General features: G+C 57.2%; 17 protein-coding genes and 2 tRNA genes. 8 read left to right on the top strand and 11 right to left on the bottom strand.

Features of this window, described 5'->3' with window-relative positions; translation table 11 throughout:
* Positions 1–83: 83 nt before the first annotated feature.
* The 7 genes from VLY20_11800 to rplT all read left to right on the top strand — a co-directional run bounded on the left by VLY20_11800 (position 84) and on the right by rplT (position 4,724).
* Positions 84–683, top strand: coding sequence for a helix-turn-helix domain-containing protein (locus tag VLY20_11800; protein ID HUK57329.1), 600 nt, complete (start codon positions 84–86; stop codon positions 681–683).
* Positions 684–876: 193 nt separating this feature from the next.
* Positions 877–1,149: an HU family DNA-binding protein gene (locus VLY20_11795; protein HUK57328.1), complete on the top strand. Its 273-nt coding sequence runs from the start codon at positions 877–879 to the stop codon at positions 1,147–1,149.
* Between the two features lie 152 nt (positions 1,150–1,301).
* Positions 1,302–1,376 (top strand) — tRNA-Val (locus VLY20_11790).
* Positions 1,377–1,558: 182 nt separating this feature from the next.
* A complete protein-coding gene (gene thrS, locus VLY20_11785) occupies positions 1,559–3,520 on the top strand; it encodes a threonine--tRNA ligase (GenBank protein ID HUK57327.1) in 1,962 nt (653 codons plus the stop codon).
* Positions 3,521–3,581: 61 nt separating this feature from the next.
* Positions 3,582–4,100 carry a translation initiation factor IF-3 gene (infC, locus tag VLY20_11780; protein ID HUK57326.1) on the top strand — a complete coding sequence of 173 codons (519 nt, stop codon included), beginning with the start codon at positions 3,582–3,584 and terminating at the stop codon, positions 4,098–4,100.
* A gap of 27 nt (positions 4,101–4,127) precedes the next feature.
* On the top strand, positions 4,128–4,325 hold the full coding sequence (gene rpmI / locus VLY20_11775) for a 50S ribosomal protein L35 (protein ID HUK57325.1): 198 nt from the start codon (positions 4,128–4,130) through the stop codon (positions 4,323–4,325).
* A 30-nt stretch (positions 4,326–4,355) separates the two neighbouring features.
* Complete coding sequence (gene rplT, locus VLY20_11770) at positions 4,356–4,724, top strand: 50S ribosomal protein L20 (GenBank protein ID HUK57324.1); 369 nt, start codon at positions 4,356–4,358, stop codon at positions 4,722–4,724.
* Positions 4,725–4,746: 22 nt separating this feature from the next.
* Here the strand turns inward: rplT and VLY20_11765 are convergent, their stop codons facing one another.
* The 11 genes from VLY20_11765 to def all read right to left on the bottom strand — a co-directional run bounded on the left by VLY20_11765 (position 4,747) and on the right by def (position 15,834).
* Entirely contained in the window at positions 4,747–5,490 is a 744-nt protein-coding gene (locus VLY20_11765; GenBank protein ID HUK57323.1) for a pirin family protein, read from the bottom strand.
* A gap of 92 nt (positions 5,491–5,582) precedes the next feature.
* Positions 5,583–7,286 (bottom strand): phenylalanine--tRNA ligase subunit beta, encoded by a 1,704-nt coding sequence (gene pheT / locus VLY20_11760; GenBank protein HUK57322.1) that lies wholly within the window; start codon positions 7,284–7,286, stop codon positions 5,583–5,585.
* Positions 7,287–7,289: 3 nt separating this feature from the next.
* Positions 7,290–8,861 carry a phenylalanine--tRNA ligase subunit alpha gene (locus VLY20_11755; GenBank protein HUK57321.1) on the bottom strand — a complete coding sequence of 524 codons (1,572 nt, stop codon included), beginning with the start codon at positions 8,859–8,861 and terminating at the stop codon, positions 7,290–7,292.
* Positions 8,862–8,965: 104 nt separating this feature from the next.
* Positions 8,966–9,976: a DUF3187 family protein gene (locus VLY20_11750; GenBank protein HUK57320.1), complete on the bottom strand. Its 1,011-nt coding sequence runs from the start codon at positions 9,974–9,976 to the stop codon at positions 8,966–8,968.
* Between the two features lie 55 nt (positions 9,977–10,031).
* Entirely contained in the window at positions 10,032–10,382 is a 351-nt protein-coding gene (arsC, locus tag VLY20_11745) for an arsenate reductase (glutaredoxin) (GenBank protein HUK57319.1), read from the bottom strand.
* A 19-nt stretch (positions 10,383–10,401) separates the two neighbouring features.
* Positions 10,402–11,361, bottom strand: coding sequence for a hypothetical protein (locus VLY20_11740; GenBank protein ID HUK57318.1), 960 nt, complete (start codon positions 11,359–11,361; stop codon positions 10,402–10,404).
* A 57-nt stretch (positions 11,362–11,418) separates the two neighbouring features.
* Positions 11,419–12,093: a ribulose-phosphate 3-epimerase gene (gene rpe / locus VLY20_11735; protein ID HUK57317.1), complete on the bottom strand. Its 675-nt coding sequence runs from the start codon at positions 12,091–12,093 to the stop codon at positions 11,419–11,421.
* 1 nt (position 12,094) lies between these two features.
* The gene (rsmB, locus tag VLY20_11730; GenBank protein HUK57316.1) at positions 12,095–13,444 is read right to left on the bottom strand and encodes a 16S rRNA (cytosine(967)-C(5))-methyltransferase RsmB; all 1,350 of its coding nucleotides are present in this window, start codon (positions 13,442–13,444) and stop codon (positions 12,095–12,097) included.
* A 9-nt stretch (positions 13,445–13,453) separates the two neighbouring features.
* The gene (gene htpX, locus VLY20_11725; protein HUK57315.1) at positions 13,454–14,311 is read right to left on the bottom strand and encodes a zinc metalloprotease HtpX; all 858 of its coding nucleotides are present in this window, start codon (positions 14,309–14,311) and stop codon (positions 13,454–13,456) included.
* A 74-nt stretch (positions 14,312–14,385) separates the two neighbouring features.
* Positions 14,386–15,318, bottom strand: coding sequence for a methionyl-tRNA formyltransferase (gene fmt, locus VLY20_11720; GenBank protein ID HUK57314.1), 933 nt, complete (start codon positions 15,316–15,318; stop codon positions 14,386–14,388).
* Positions 15,319–15,834, bottom strand: coding sequence for a peptide deformylase (gene def, locus VLY20_11715; protein ID HUK57313.1), 516 nt, complete (start codon positions 15,832–15,834; stop codon positions 15,319–15,321). It lies immediately after the preceding gene.
* A gap of 72 nt (positions 15,835–15,906) precedes the next feature.
* Between def and VLY20_11710 the strand changes: the two genes are divergently transcribed.
* Positions 15,907–15,983 (top strand) — tRNA-Met (locus tag VLY20_11710).

Here is a 15,983-nt window from a genome sequence, read left to right as displayed (position 1 = left end):
CGTCCTCGTTATTCTTGACGTTTCTTCTTCGCGTTTACTGAACAACAGTACGAAATACGACTATCCCACGTCCGGGTGTCACCGTGTCCGCAAAGAACGTCCTCCTGGTCAACGATGATCCTTCCCTGCTTGATTGCTTCCAAAAGTCGACCCCTGCAACGGTGCTGTCGATCCGGGATACCACCCGCCTCCGGCAAAAATTAAAGCACGATGTCTTTCCCCTCGTCATCCTGGAAACGAAGAAAGACTGGACGAGGGATCTCAAGCGCCTGGTGAGCAACGGCCACCATGACGATCGCTATATGATCATCGGGTCATCGGGGATGCTTAAACGGACGGCGGATCGGATCAACGAAATCACGATGCAACTGCTGGAGAAGCCCTCTTCCAGTTCAACCTCCCAAGCCAAACCGGTCCAGCCGAAAAAGGCCCCGGATCTGGCTCTGGAGGAATTTATGGAGCATCGGCTCAAAGATTTCGTCAAACGAATGAAAGCCTCGGGCGGCCGCAACCTGCACTCCATGTTGCTTCGAGAAATCGAACGGCCGTTGATCGCGATCACGCTGAAGGAAACAAACGGGAATCAAATCCAAGCGTCCCATCTGCTCGGGATTAACCGGAACACGCTTCGAAAAAAGATCAAAGAGCTAAAGATTCGGATCCATAATAATCGCTCAAAATAAACCGGCGAAAATCCGCTTGACAACGGCCGAATGAGTTGATATTTTACCAACGCTCTTACTACGGATTGCCCGATCTCGCGGTCTTTAACCCCCGCCACTCATCGCGTAATCGCTGGTACTGAGAGTCAACGTTTAACATCGCATCAACCGATGATTCGTTCCCAACCAGGGAATGTGTAGAGGGCTTATTTCCATGACCAAACACGAATTGATTGAAAAAATTTCCGGTATGGCCGGAATCAGCAAAGTGGCCGCCGGAGACGCGCTGAATGCGGCCATTGACGGTATTACTTCCGCCCTTAAAAAGGGGCAGAAGGTCAGCTTGATCGGCTTTGGAACGTTTTCGGTAACCAAGAGAAAGCCCCGGGTGGGCCGAAATCCGAAGACCGGAGATGTTATTAAGATCCCGGCCTGCCGGGTTCCGAAGTTTTCAGCCGGCAAGGAACTGAAGACCGCTGTGAAATAGGCCGCTCACCTTTTTATCCGAAAAAATCCCGCTCCGGATCGGTTGGGTTCCGGCATCCAAGAGGAAGATGGAATCTCCGTATCGAACCGGACCCATGCCACGCCTATTTTCTTGACAAATCAAGCGGATTATATTAGGATTTTATCCACCATAGGCGCGTAGCTCAGGGGTAGAGCGCTACCTTGACACGGTAGAGGTCGGCGGTTCAAGACCGCCCGTGCCTACCATAATCTTATACATTGGGTCATAGAGCGACGGATGAAAAGGCATCGTGACGAACAGGTTGTGTGACGTTGTTCTGCGATGAGTCATGCTCCCACGTAGACTCTAACGTGCACACCACCGGGTTCGGAGTGATGCCTTTGCCGTTTAGGGCAAGCGACTCAACATAATGGCGCATCTAAATTCGATGAAAGAAACCGCCTCATCAGCCCAGGAAGTAACGGTTCGATTTCCAGACCGGACCGAACGACGGTTCGCAAAGGGCACCCTGTTGTCCGAGGTGCTCGACCAGGCCCAATCGTCCTGGAAGGAGGTACCCGTCGCCGTCAAAGTCAACGGAAGCGTGATGGGTCTGGGTCAACGGTTGTCGGAGGCGGAAGCGTCGACGCTTCCCCTGATCATTGAACCGGTCTTTTTCTCTTCCCCGGAAGGACAAGAGGTGTTCCGTCACAGCAGCGCCCATATCATGGCCCAGGCTGTTAAGGAACTTTTTCCGAAAGCCAAACTGGCGATCGGTCCCCCGATCGAGGACGGGTTTTATTATGATTTCGACCTGGGACGGCCCTTCACCCCGGAAGACCTGGAAAAGATCGAGAGGAAAATGAAGGAAATTAGCTCGGCGCGTTATTCTTTCGAGCGAAAGACGCTTTCAAAAACAGACGCCATCCGTTTCTTTGAAGCCCAAGGTGAACCGTATAAAATCGAACTCATCCGTGAGCTGCCGGAAAACGAAACCATCACGGTTTATGAACAAGGGCCCTTCACCGATTTGTGCCGCGGCCCTCATGTCCTCTCCACCCAGCACGTCCCGGCCTTCAAACTGCTCACCAGCGCAGGGGCGTATTGGCGGGGGGACGAACGCAACCCGATGCTGCAACGGATTTACGGCACATCCTTTCCGAGCCAGGAGGCCCTGGACCAACATCTGAAACGGCTGGAAGAGATCAAACGGCGCGATCACCGGCGGCTGGGCCGGGATCTGGATTTGTACAACGTCATGGATGAAATCGGGCCTGGATTGGTTATCTGGCATCCCAAAGGCGCCCAGATCCGGAAACAGATCGAGGATTTCTGGCGAGAACAACACCAGCGGCATGGTTATGACTTCGTATACTCTCCCCATATCGCCAGGCTGGATCTTTGGAGACAAAGCGGTCACCTCGATTTTTATCGGGAGAACATGTACGCGCCGATGTCCATCGAAGGAATCGAGTATGAACTCAAGCCGATGAACTGCCCTTTCCATATCATGATCTACAAGTCTCACCTTCGGAGCTATCGGGATCTGCCGATCCGCTTCGCGGAATTGGGCACCGTTTATCGTTATGAACGGTCCGGAGTCCTTCACGGTCTGTTGAGGGTCCGGGGCTTTACACAGGACGACGCCCATCTGTTCTGCCGACCGGACCAGATCGAACAGGAGATCCTCAAGGTTCTGGACCTGACGGTCTTGACACTAAAAACCTTCGGCTTCAGCGAATACGAAATCTATGTCTCCACGCGACCTGAAAAGGCGGTGGGCTCTCCCGAAAACTGGGAACGGGCCACCTCCGCCCTGGAATCGGCTCTCAAGACCAAGGGCATGGCCTATCGCATCGACCCCGGCGAGGGGGTTTTCTACGGCCCCAAGATCGACCTCAAGATCAAGGACGCGCTCGGCCGGTCCTGGCAATGCACCACCGTTCAGGTCGACTTCAATCTGCCGCAGCGGTTTAATCTTTCCTACATCGGGGAAGACGGCAAAGAACATCAACCCATTATGATTCATCGCGCGCTGATGGGATCGATCGAACGGTTCTTCGGAGTCCTGATCGAGCACTACGCCGGCGCCTTTCCGCTCTGGCTCGCCCCGGTCCAGGTCAAGGTGATGCCGATCACGGACCAGCAGCACGGGTACGCGAACGAGGTCTCCCGACGGTTGACCGAAACCGGTTTCCGGGTGGAAACGGATCCTCGGAACGAAAAAATCGGATTAAAAATCCGCGAAGCGGAGATGGCAAAAGTCCCTTACATGGTCATTCTCGGAGCCCGCGAGGCCCAAAGCGGAAAGCTTTCGGTGCGCAAACGCAGCGGAGACAATCTCGGCGAGGTGGACGTCAACGCCTTCATCGATCGGCTGAAGGGTGAAGTCGATCAAAGGGCATCGTGATAACTCAGGACCCGATTTCGTGATCGAAGTCGGACCACCGTAAAGAAAGGAGGAGTCCCCTATCGCGGTCAAACAGCGTGTCAACAACGAAATCCGTGTCCGAGAAGTCCGTGTCATCGGAGTCGACGGAGAACAGCTCGGGGTCCTGCCGACGCGAGAGGCCATTACGAAGGCCGCGGAGCTGGGCTATGATTTGGTGGAAGTGGCGCCGACGTCTCAGCCGCCCGTCTGTCGTATTATGGATTACGGAAAATTCAAATACGAACAGAACAAAAAACTCCATGCGATGAAGCAACATCAGAAGACAACGCATGTGAAAGAGATCAAATTGAGACCGCATACGGACAAACACGACCTGGATTTTAAAATTCGTCATGTTCGTGAATTCTTACAGGCCAGCGATAAAGTCAAGGTCACCATGATGTTCCGCGGGAGAGAAATGGCTTACCTGGATGCCGGAAAAATGACCCTGGGCAAGGTGATCGAGGCCGTGAACGACATCGGAATCATCGAACAGCAACCTCGACTGGAAGGGCGAAACATGATCTTGATCCTGTCGCCCAAACCCCAAACCGCGTGATGTTCGTTGAAAGGACGTGCTAAACAAATGCCGAAGCTAAAATCACACAAAGGAGTGGCCAAACGGTTCAAGCGGACCGGAACCGGCAAGATTAAACATAGGCAGACCGGAAAGCGCCATTTATTAACCCACAAAACTCGGTCCCGTAAGAGACACCTCAAGTCCACGGGACTGGTTTCGAAGGCGGATCAACAGTCGATCAAACGCCTGTTGCCATACGCCTGAACTAAACTATGCACAGGAAGGAGTGAAGGTATGCCACGCGCAAAAGGAGGTCCCAAAACAAGAACACGCCGCAAGGGCCGGTTGAAACTGGCCAAGGGATTTTGGGGCGGCAAGCATCGGCTTTTCCGAACCGCAACGGAGCTGGTGGACAAAGGCCGGCAATACGCTTACCGCGACCGACGGCAACGGAAACGGGATTTTCGGCGGCTTTGGATCGTGCGGATTAACGCCGCCGTGTCCGGTCACGGTCTTTCGTACTCGAAGTTTATGGCCGGATTGAAGAAAGCGGGAATCGGCCTGGATCGGAAAGTCCTGGCCGATCTGGCCGTGACCGATCCCCAGGGGTTCGCAAAAATCGCGGAAACAGCCAAAGCCAAGTTGGCCGCGGCGGCGGCCTAGTCCCTCAAGCCGTTCTTGACCATCATTCCATCTCCCATAAAAGCACTTCCGCGCCGGTGGTCGGATCAGCCGTCATCCGCCGCGCGCCGGCTGCGGTGAGCCGGACGGCGTCCCCGGCCGCGAGAGAGCCAGCCTCTTCCAATTCCACGGCGCCCTTGGCCACATAAAGATGGACAAAGCGCGACTCCGGGATCCGCGCCGATTCTCCCGGACGAAGACGCCCGCCCCATAACACGGCGCCGCGCTGACGGATCGAGATCGCGGCCTGATGCCCGCGACCCGAAGCGATGGGAACCAGCCCACCCTGCTTGAGCTGGGAATTGATGTCGAGCTGCTCGTAGCCGGGGTCCGCGCTTTCCGTATCCGGAAGGACCCACATCTGGACCAGACGGACGTCGCGGTCCCCTCTCGGATTCATCTCCGAATGCCAGATGCCGGTTCCGGCGCTCATCCGCTGCGCCAGCCCCGGATAGATAATGCCCTTGTTTCCAACCGAGTCCTTGTGCTCCAGTTCTCCATCGAGCACCCACGTTACGATCTCCATATCCTGATGGGGATGGGTCGAAAACCCGGTCCCGGCCTTGATGACGTCGTCGTTGCTGACCCGCAACAGCCCATGATGCGTATTGGCCGGATCGTAATGATGGCTGAAACTGAAACTGTGATAGGAATCCAGCCAGCCGGCCCGGGTATGAAATCGTTCGCGGTCACGGCGAACATCGACGATCGGTTGGTTCAACGAGTTTCCATGAAGTATCGTTGTCATGATCGGTCTCCTCGACTGCGTTCAGGTCTTGAATCGCTCGGCAATGATGGGAAGGAATGTGGGGAAGCTATCGCTTTATTGTTTGGAAGCATCTATTTCTGCAACGATTCGGCGAGAGCGTCCAGGGCCAATTCGAAAACCGTCCCGGGCATGGCGATCTGCCAGTTCTCAAGGACCTGTGGGTGAAGTTCGCCGATGAGGCCAAGGTCGCGGCCTTCGATCACGATCTTCCCGACTCGACCCTCGATGAAGGAAGGATGGGAAACCGGTTCCAATCGATAGCTCGCGCCCAGATAGTACATCAACAGATCCAGAAAGGAATGCAGTTCCGAGAAGTTGGCCGCCGGATGGGCGATGAGGGCGGCCAACTTCAAAAGGGTTTGCGTTCCCTCCGGCGCTTTTGCGTCCACGACGGCCGTCTCACCCGCCTCAAAAATCCGATGAGGGTAAAAACTTTTCGAGCTGGCGGCTTCCACCCTCAGCAGAGACGGGATGATCCCATTCCGCAGCGCCGAGTAGGTCTGGGACATCACGTTCTCAACCGAGACCAGACCGACCTTCCTGCCGGAAAGGTTCATCCGATCGACCGATTCCTCCTGATTCGTCAGGATGTTTGAGATCACTTCCTGGAATCCCATCCCGATCATGGATTCCCGTGCCCGATCCGAAAACTGCTCGATCGCCGAGAGCCCTCCCACGGTGAATTCGGACGGCATCTCGGGCTCAAAACTTTCATACCCGCGGCTGATGGCAAAATCCTCCACCACGTCCACCGGATGAAGCAGATCGTCCCGATAGGCCGGAACGGAGACCGTGAGGCGCCGCCCGCGGACTTTAACATCGTACCCGTACGCCTTCAGGACCGACATTGCGTTCGGGATCGTGACCGTTTGACCCAGGGCCGAACTAAATTGATCCAACTCCACGCTCATCGGCCTGGACAAAACGGACGGCATGGCAATCCTTCGACCCAGGTCGGTGGCGTACGGATAACGGACCTCGACCGGGTCGATCTCGGCGCCCCGATCGGCAAGGTTCGCCGCCAGAATATTCACGGCGAGCATCACCATACGATGATCGGTCCCGGTCGCCTCGACGAACAGATCGCGATCCCCCGCCCGCACCTCACCGACGGCGCGGCTGTTGATGATCGGCGGGAATGAAAGAACCTTGTTCTCCCGATCGACCAGCAGAGGATAGGCCGTGGTTCCGGACAAAATGCCCGCGTACGCCAGACCCTTGGGATGCTTTTTTAAAATCTCGGCCGGCGTCATCGGGAGATCGAACCCGAGGGGAACGAATCGGACGCCGTCCGGTTCGACCGTTTTGTAGAACACGGGAAAACCGATCTCGGCCAGGCGATAGAGCCCGATCGAAACCAGTTGCCGCTTTCGACCGAAGCTCTCGCTCAGCTTCTCCTGCGTCTGGATCAGTTGCACCAAGGTCTCTTCATCGATGGACAACCCGCGCGCGACGCAGGCGCCGATGTGCGGGCGGATGGCTTTCAAGGATGGCGCCACCTCGATGACGGCCGCCGCTTTCCGTTTCCCCTTGTAGAAGGGGTATGGAACGGCCTTCCTCAGGCGATGCGTTCTGATCTGCCGGGCGATTCCCTCGACGCACCACAGGTCCGGCCGGTTCGTGTCGTTCAATTCGAGCTTCAACTCGCCGGTGGACTCGTCGTGCTCTTTGATCTCGCCCTTCACCAACGGCAGCCGGTCGGTCAACTCCGACCGTGTGATGGGCCGGCCCAGGAGAGTCTCAAGATCCTTCATTTTGACCTGGATCGTCGGCATGGGTTACGGCTTCGCCCGCTTGGTTCGGATCAGATCGAGGTCGCTCGAGAAAAGATCCCGAATGTCGCCGATGCCGAGCGCGACCATCGCCATCCGGTCCAATCCCAACCCCCAGGCGATCACGGGAACCTTGACACCCAACGGGAAGGTCACCTCCGGACGGAACAGCCCCGCCCCGCCCAGCTCCATCCAGCCGAGACTCGGATGACGGACATGCATTTCGACCGACGGCTCGGTGTACGGAAAATAGGCCGGCAGGTATTTGACCTCCGCGGCACGGGCCATCTCGGTCGCGAACAATTTTAAGAGGCCCAGAAGCGTCCGGAAGGTGATCTGATCGCCCAGCGCGATCCCTTCGACCTGAAAAAAATCGGGGGCATGGGTCGCGTCGACCAGGTCGTAACGAAAGCATCGTGCGATCGAGAAATATTTTCCGGGAATCCGCGGAGCCGCCGCCAAGGTTCGGGCCGAGACCGCCGTGCCCTGGCTCCGCAGAACAAGCCGCCTCGCCCGCCCGATATCAAACGAGTAGCGCCATCCGCGCGAGCCGGTTTTCCAGCCCGACTCGTGCGTTTTGGCGACCTGCGCCGCATACGGTTCGGGCAGAGTCGCAACCGTTTTGGGATGGTCCACGAAATAGACGTCATGAATATCCCGCGCCGGGTGAAACTGCGGCATGAAGAGCGCGTCGCTGTTCCAAAATTCGGATTCGACCAGCGGCCCGCGCATTTCCTGGAAGCCCATCGATACCAGCTTGGCCTTGACGCCGTCGAGAAACTCCCGGTAGGGATGCTTCCGTCCCGCGGCTGTTCGGGAGGGACGGAGGCCGATACTGTATTTACGGAAAGATTTTCCCTTCCACGCCCCGTCTTTGAGCAGCTCCGGCGTCAGTTGGGCGATTTCCTCCGCTAGCGCGGTTTCCTGCGTCAGTTGAAGCGCCAAATCTCGGCCTATATCGGTAAGCGAGATCCGTTTTGATTTCTTCTCGTGTCGCTTGATCACGCCTCGCGTCTTCCAAGTTTTTTCAAGAACATCATCGAGAAGATGCTTCTCTTCAACCGAAAGTCCCGATTCATCCACCGCGTCTGCGGCTAAAGATAGCCGCCTCAAAAGGCCCGGCAGCACCGATTCAACCATAACCGGCAGGGATGCGTTCTTCGACTCTAAAACCCCGCCGGGTCCCATCCGAACAACTTCATGGTCCCTGTTTCTCAGGTTTCCGATAGCGGTGCTGACTTCAGAGGAGTCCATGCTTTCAAGTTGGGGAAGATCTTTGACGGTGATTTTCTCACCTGCTTTCAATCGATCGAGTATCCGCTTCTCCGGTACTCCGTGCTCCGCATATTTTCTGCCGAGTTCCGTAACGGATACGAAGGGCGTCGCTCTTTCCTCCTCAATTTTCACAAGATCTTTTATCATCAGCCATCCCAGCGCCATGGAAAGGCGCGATTCATCCAGACCGGTCTCCTGCATCAACTCATGATCCCACAACGTCGGACGCATTTTAAGCGTCCGGAGCACATTACGCTCGAGCGGATGCAAACCGGATAAAAGCTGTGCGATCTCTGACGACATGAAACCCCGTGACGGAAAACGGTCGGCCTTTACAATACCGACGGGAGGAGATTTTGTCAAGGCAAGAGTGGGGGGATGAACGGCTCAAATGCCGGTCGATCCCGCTAAAACTGACACGTGATATTGGTGCCCAGCGTAAAATCCGCCGAGGCTCCTCCGGGGTCCGCGAAGTTTTCGATTCCGTACAGTTGCCAGAGGAGTCGGGGCTTGAATCGATAATTGAATCCCAGAACGGCCTCCGCGACTCCTTGATCCAACAGACGATCTCCCGCGTGGCGGAAAGGGGTCGTGTAATAATCAAATTGCCCCACGATGGACAATGAAGGCGCGAACAAAAACTCCGCCGCCAAAGCAGCGGAATAAATCGGATGCAAGGTTAAATCGGTCGTCCCGAAACGGCCGCCGGGGTCGACGACACTTTGATTCAAATAAAAGACCCACCGACGGCCCATGCTCTTCTGGAGCACAAGTCCAGCGCCGACATCCGTCTTCCCCGATCCGAACGCCCGATCGAAATCCCCGGTAGGGAATTTAACGGCTCCGCGCAGTGCCATGGCCGGTTGTACGGGGCCCTCTTGAAGAACCGTATATTTGCCGTTCAAAGACACATCCCCCAGTCCGGATTGACGGTCGCCGCCGGATAGAATTATTTCCCCGTCCCGCTTGATCATAAAACCTCCAAAGGAGCCGTCGTTAAACAGATGGCGATTCAGATTTAAACTGCGGAAGGCTTTTTCTATGCGTATAATAAATGGATCCAGAAAACCGCCGTTTCTGTAATAAAACGGAACCTCGATACCCGCCTCGAAACGATCGGTGAAACCATGCTTGATTTGCAGCGCCGAACGGACGGTTTCAAATTTCATAAGAACATCGACGTTGGGATTCGCTTTGACCAGGATCGTGTTACTTTCCGCGGCCCCCAAGCTCAATTCGGACGAACCGCGAGGAACCGTGGCCGCCTTTTCAACGGGAAGAGAAAGAAAGAGGAGCTGGATGGGACTGTAGTTCCGGGTGGGAAAAGGCCCGCTTCCCTCCGCGGGCGGCTCCGCCTGGGAAATTGGATCCGGTACCAGGATCCATAGAACGCAGAAAATGAGGAGGAATAACTTCATGTGATAATTATAATCGATCCTGTACTCAACCGTGACGGCGGGGATGAGCTGGGAACTAAAGAATTTTCTCGACGTTTTCGGGGGGCCGACCGAGGGCGGCGCGGCCTTTGGACAGGACGATCGGTCGCTGGATCAAGATCGGATGCTTGACCATCGCGGCGATCAGGTCGGTGCGGGAAAGTTTCGGTTGATCGAGCTTGAACTTTTTATACTCCGTCTCTTTCGTTCGGATCAATTCCCGCGGCTCCATCTTCAGGAGCGTCAAGATCCGGTCCAGCTCTTTCTCGGTCGGCGGCGTTTTGAGATATTCGACGACGTCCGGTTCAATCCCTTTCTTTCGGATGAGTTCCAGCGTCTTCCGGGACGTCCCGCAACGCGGATTATGATAAATCGTCACCTCGGCCATGACCTTTACCGGACCGAAATCAGGGTATGAAGGCTTCGACCGTCCCCGCATCGTCGCCCCCGACGGCGTACAGGACCCCGTTCACCACCCCGGCGGCCAGCAATGTCCGTCCGGTCGGCATCGGGGCCTTGGCGGTCCATTTATTGGTTGCCGGATCAAAGGCCTCGAGAGTTTTTGCCACTGAGCTGCCGACGGAAATATCCGGCAATTGGCCGCCCACGGCATAAAGAATCCCGTTAATGACGCCAACGGCCAAACCGCCCCGCGCGGTGGGCATCGGCGTTTCCGTGGACCAGCCGGACGCCGGATCGTAGGCCTCGACCGTCGGAAGATTCGTCGAACCGTCGGGGCTTCCTCCGACGGCATCAAGGATGCCGTTCACCACGCCGACGCCGAGCAACATCCGTTCAGTCGGCATCAAGCCGGTCGTCGTGGCCCACATGTCCTTTTCGGGATCGTAAACATCGACCGTACCCGGTTTGCCGGGCGCGATGACGCCTCCCACAGCGTAAATAAGGCCATTCACCATGCCAACCCCCAGGCCGTACCGCGCGGTGGGCATCGGAGTTTTCGTGGTCCAAGAATCCTTCACACGGTCATAGGCCTCAACAGTGGTAGAGCCGTTGTCGCCTCCGATGGCATAGAGAATGCCGCTGACGACGCCAACGGCCAGACCCGACCGCGGGGTGGGCATGGGAGCCTTCGGAGTCCACTTGTCCGTCACCGGATCGTAGGCCTCCACGGTTGGCAGATCAAGCACTCCCGTGTTGGTTTCGACGTCGCCTCCGACGGCATAGAGGATGCCGTTCACGACCCCGACCGCCAGACCCGTCCGCGGAGTGGGCATTGAGGTCTTCGTGGTCCAGACGCTCTTGCCGCCGCTTCCGCTACTGCTGTTGTCCGCTTTCCCGCCGAATCCGCAAGCGACCGAAAGGCTTGAAATAAGAAAGACAATAAAAACATATCCGACCTTGGGCAAGACGGCAGGTCTTCTCCACTCCACCGAAGAACCTCTTGTATAAAACACCGATGCAGCCTAAGACCCGATCGCCGCCCGCATCTTTTGAATCGTATCTTTGTAATCCTTGCTGTGAAAGATGGCCGAACCGGAGACAAAGATGTCCGCGCCGGCCTGGGCGATGGTCGCAACGTTTTCGACCTTGATGCCGCCGTCGATTTCGAGTTCGGCCTTCGCCCCGTGTTGATCGATCATCCTTCGGGCCGCGCGCAGCTTTTCCAGCGCGGACGGAATAAAGCTCTGGCCGCCGAAACCGGGGTTGACCGACATGATCAAAAGGAGGTCCACGTCGCCCAGAATCTCCTCGACGCTCGAAAGCGGCGTCGCGGGATTCAAGGTCACGCCCGCCTTCACCCCCTCTTCCTTGATCGACTGAATCGTCCGATGGAGATGGGGGCAGGTCTCGACATGAACCGTGATATAGTTGCTTCCCGCCTTGATAAAGTCCTGAATGAAATCCTCCGGATTCGTCATCATCAGATGGACGTCGAGCGGAAGCCGGGTCGCCCTGCGGATGGCCTTCACGATCGGCGGACCGATCGTGAAGTTCGGAACAAAATGGCCGTCCATCACGTCCACATGGATCATATCGGCGCCGGCCTCGGTGACTTTGGCGATCTCCTCCGCCAAATGGGCAAAGTCCGCCGAGAGAATCGACGGAGCGATCTTCTTGGACCCGGCCGGCGTCGTCATCTTATTCTCCTTTCGCCTGTTTGATCAGTTTCGCGGCAAAGAAGTGATCCATGCCGTAGGGATTCAATAAAGTATTCAGATACCCCTCCGCCGTCACGATGTCCGGGGCGTCGGACCAGACCGCCCGCAGCGATTCGATTCGAAATTCACGGCGCCCGGAAAGAAACGCGCCGATCACGTTCTCATTTTCTTCCGGTTCGGTCGTGCAGGTACTGTACACCAACACCCCTCCGGGTTTCAAGAGCGGCGCCACGTTATTCAGGATCTTCAATTGGAGCGCAGCCATCTTTCCGATCACCGTCTCGTTTTTATACCACTTGGCATCGGGGTTCCGGCGAAGGATTCCCAGTCCGCTGCACGGGGCATCCACAAGAATCCGGTCGTAGAGGATTGTTCCGAGCGCCTCAAGGTTTCTAGCCGCATCGGCCGCGATCGTGCGGATCGAAGTAAGCCCTAGCCGCGAAGCATTTTGACCGACCCGTTCCAACCGTTTCGGATCGGCGTCGGCGGCCGTGATTTTGCCTCGATCGCTCATCAACTCGGCCAGGTGCGTGGTCTTTCCTCCCGGCGCGGCGCAGCTGTCCAGGATGCGCTCTCCGGGTTTTGGATCGACGGCAAACCCGACGAGCTGCGCCGCTTCGTCCTGGATGTAGAAATCGCCCCGTTCATAGGCCGCCCATCGCTTCAAATCGGTTACGCTTCGGAGCATCAAGCCGGACGACGAAACCCGGCAGGGCGTCACATCGATTCCTTCGTCTTTCAACTCGGCCGTCAATGCCTCGCGGGAAATTTGAAGCGAATTGACGCGCACGGTCACCGGAGGAATTTCATTGTTCAAGACGCAAAGCGCGACGGTTTGCTCCGGCCCCAGCCTTTTAAGCCAGCGCTTGACAAGCCATTCGGGATGGGAATATTTGACGGAAATGTGAAGGACCGGATCGTCCGCCGGATCCGGCAATGGAATCGTTTCGGACCGCGTCATGGCCCGTAAAACGGCATTGACGAACCCGGCGACCGCTTTACCGCCCAAGGTTTTGGCCAACCCGACGGTTTCATTCACGGCCGCCGAGGCCGGGACGCGGTCCAGAAACAAAATCTGGTAGCTCCCCAACCGCAAGAGATTTTTCAGTTTAGCGGATTGTCGGCGGCGGGACTGCGCAAACCGGCCGATCACCCAGTCCAAATAGCCGCGCTGTCGCAGTACGCCGTAGACCAATTCGGTGATGAAGGCCCGGTCAAGAGGGTTTAAACCGGTCGCGCTCAGAGCCCGTTCCAGAATAGGGTCCGCCCGCTTGGCCGACTCTACGTGACAGAGAACATCCCAGGCGACTCGCCGCGCATCGGGTTTGATGATAGTCCCTTATGCCGCCCGCCGGATTCCGGCCATGACTTCAAGGCGAGCGATTCGATCCTCGATCGGCGGATGGGTTGAAAAGAGCGACACGACGCCTTTCCCCGTTAAGGGGTTGACGATGAACAGATGGGCCGTCGACGGATTGGCTTGCATCGGGATTCGCTGAACGCCCAGATGCAGTTTTTTCAACGCTTCGGCCAGCCACAGGGGATGGCCGCAGAGCTGCGCTCCGCCCAGGTCGGCGTCATATTCACGCGATCGGGAGACGGCCAGATGGATCAGGGTCGCCGCAATCGGGGCCAGAATCATCACGGCGATCTCGGCTACAAAACCAAGCGGATTCCGCTCTTCGCGATCTCCCCCGCCGAAGATCATGGTCCACTGGAGCATCTGAGCCAGGTAGGAAATCGCCCCGGCAATCGTGGCCGCCACCGTGCTGATCAAGATGTCCCGATGGGTCACATGGGACAATTCATGGGCCATCACACCCGTCAGCTCCTCTTCCGACAGGATCCGAAGGATCCCGGTCGTGGCGGCGACCGCCGCATGCCGGGGATCACGCCCCGTGGCAAAGGCATTGGGCGTATCACTCTCGATGATGTAGACCTTCGGCATCGGCAACTGCGCGCGCGTGGCCAGATTCCGGACCAGCCGATGCAGGACCGGAGCCTCGGCCTCCGAAACTTCCTTGGCGCCGTACATCCTCAACACGATTTTATCCGAAAACCAGTAGGCGCCGGCATTCATGACCAGCGCGATCGCAAACGCGATCGTCGCGCCGGACCGGCCGCCGATCAGCGAGCCCACGACAACAAACAAACCCGCGAGCAACGCCAGGAAAAAAGTTGTCTTCAGCTTGTTCATGTTCTTAGCAAACCTCCTTCAGCATTGGATAAACACACGACCATTGTACCTGAGTTCGAAACCTTGATGCAAGTTTACCCCCCGAGCACGACGCCGGGATCAACCGAATGTCCGGCCAAAAACTCCCGAACGCCCATCCGCCGTCGATTCGCCGGCTGAAGCTCCAGAATTTCAAGAAGACCTTGACCGGTCGCGACCGAAATCCCCGCTCGGCCCGCTTTGAGAATCGTCCCGGGTATTCCGTCCGCCGCCTGATCCCCCAGATCGGCCTTCCAGATGTTCCATCGCTCGTCCTGATAAAAGGTGTAGGCGCCGGGCCAGGGAGCAAGCCCGCGAATCCGGTTGAGAATATGGACGGCCGGCTGGGTCCAGTCGATTTCGCCCGCTTCTTTTTCCAGGATCGGCGCAAGCGTGGCTTGGGCATGATCCTGCGGAACGGAAAGAATTTCCCCGGACTCGATGCCTTTCAGGGTTTGAAGCATCAGGTCGGCCCCTCGTTCGGCCAACCGAGCCGACAGGGTTCCGGCCGTATCCTCCGGCAAAATCGGCACCCGTTCCTGAAGAAGGATGTCCCCCGTATCCATTCCGGGATCCATCCGGATTGTCGTCACACCGGTTTCCTGCTCGCCGTTGATGATGGCCCACTGGATCGGGGCCGCGCCACGGTATTTCGGCAGAAGGGACGCGTGAAGATTGATGCAGCCCCGCGGCGGCAGATCGAGGATTTCCGGAGGAAGGATCCGGCCAAAGGCCACCACGGTGATGATCTCCGGCCCGAAGGCGCGGAGGGCGTCATGGAAAGCGGGATCTTTCATCTTCGCGGGTTGGAGGACCGGCTGGCCGAACCGCTCGGCCATGACCTTGGCGGGAGGAGGCGTGAGGCGTCCTCCGCGTCCTTTCGGCCGATCCGGTTGACAGACAACGGCCAGAACGGCATGGCCGGACTGATGCAGCGCGTTTAGGCTGGGCAGGGCAAATTCCGGGGTTCCCATAAAGATCAATCGCATTTATCTCGATTCGGCCTTCAGGCGCTTCTTCAGGCGCTTGAGGTACATTTGGCGTTTGAGGCTGCTGATTCGGTCGACAAACAGTGCCCCGTCCAGATGATCCATCTCGTGCTGAAGCAGACGGGCCATGAGTCCTTCGCCTTCCACGGTGATTTCCCTTCTGTTTCGATCGATCCCCTTGACGGCGACCTTATTGGCCCGCGTCACCTGGGTCCGATATTCCGAAACGCTCAGACAGCCTTCCTCCCCCGTCTGGGTTCCCGACTTCGAAATAAACTCCGGGTTGATGAGAACGCCGCTGTGCCGCGGTTGATCTTCCCCTTCTTTCAGGTCGTAAACGAACAGCCGCAGCGACCGTCCGATCTGCGGCGCGGCCAGGCCCAACCCCGGCGCGGCATACATCGTCTCGAACATGTCGTCGATCAGCTTTTGCAGGTCATCGTTGAACTCGGTCACGGGCTTCGCCCTTGCCTTCAAGACCGCGTCCGGATATTCATGTATCGGAAGAACCGCCATGATCGTTTTCTATCATGATGCGACGGCGAAATCAAGCCTTGACAGTGTCGGTCCAAGTTGTTATGATGCCGTTGCGGGGTGGAGCAGTCCGGTAGCTCGTCGGGCTCATAACCCGAAGGTCAGAGGTTCAAATCCTCTCCCCGCAACCA

The sequence above is a fragment of the Nitrospiria bacterium genome, from assembly GCA_035517655.1.
Lineage (GTDB): Bacteria > Nitrospirota > Nitrospiria > JACQBZ01 > JACQBZ01 > JACQBZ01.
The sequence above is the reverse complement of the archived record's forward strand: the minus strand, read 5'-3'. Positions and strand labels throughout refer to the sequence as shown.

Excerpts from the sequence above, each read along its gene's own strand:
- rpmI (HUK57325.1), top strand. The coding sequence starts at position 4,128 with ATGCCGAAGCTAAAATCACACAAAGGAGTGGCCAAACGGTTCAAGCGG.
- VLY20_11755 (HUK57321.1), bottom strand. The coding sequence starts at position 8,861 with ATGTCGTCAGAGATCGCACAGCTTTTATCCGGTTTGCATCCGCTCGAG.
- thrS (HUK57327.1), top strand. The coding sequence starts at position 1,559 with ATGAAAGAAACCGCCTCATCAGCCCAGGAAGTAACGGTTCGATTTCCA.
- arsC (HUK57319.1), bottom strand. The coding sequence starts at position 10,382 with ATGGCCGAGGTGACGATTTATCATAATCCGCGTTGCGGGACGTCCCGG.
- VLY20_11750 (HUK57320.1), bottom strand. The coding sequence starts at position 9,976 with ATGAAGTTATTCCTCCTCATTTTCTGCGTTCTATGGATCCTGGTACCG.
- rpe (HUK57317.1), bottom strand. The coding sequence starts at position 12,093 with ATGACGACGCCGGCCGGGTCCAAGAAGATCGCTCCGTCGATTCTCTCG.
- VLY20_11765 (HUK57323.1), bottom strand. The coding sequence starts at position 5,490 with ATGACAACGATACTTCATGGAAACTCGTTGAACCAACCGATCGTCGAT.
- fmt (HUK57314.1), bottom strand. The coding sequence starts at position 15,318 with ATGCGATTGATCTTTATGGGAACCCCGGAATTTGCCCTGCCCAGCCTA.
- pheT (HUK57322.1), bottom strand. The coding sequence starts at position 7,286 with ATGCCGACGATCCAGGTCAAAATGAAGGATCTTGAGACTCTCCTGGGC.
- htpX (HUK57315.1), bottom strand. The coding sequence starts at position 14,311 with ATGAACAAGCTGAAGACAACTTTTTTCCTGGCGTTGCTCGCGGGTTTG.
- def (HUK57313.1), bottom strand. The coding sequence starts at position 15,834 with ATGGCGGTTCTTCCGATACATGAATATCCGGACGCGGTCTTGAAGGCA.
- rplT (HUK57324.1), top strand. The coding sequence starts at position 4,356 with ATGCCACGCGCAAAAGGAGGTCCCAAAACAAGAACACGCCGCAAGGGC.
- VLY20_11795 (HUK57328.1), top strand. The coding sequence starts at position 877 with ATGACCAAACACGAATTGATTGAAAAAATTTCCGGTATGGCCGGAATC.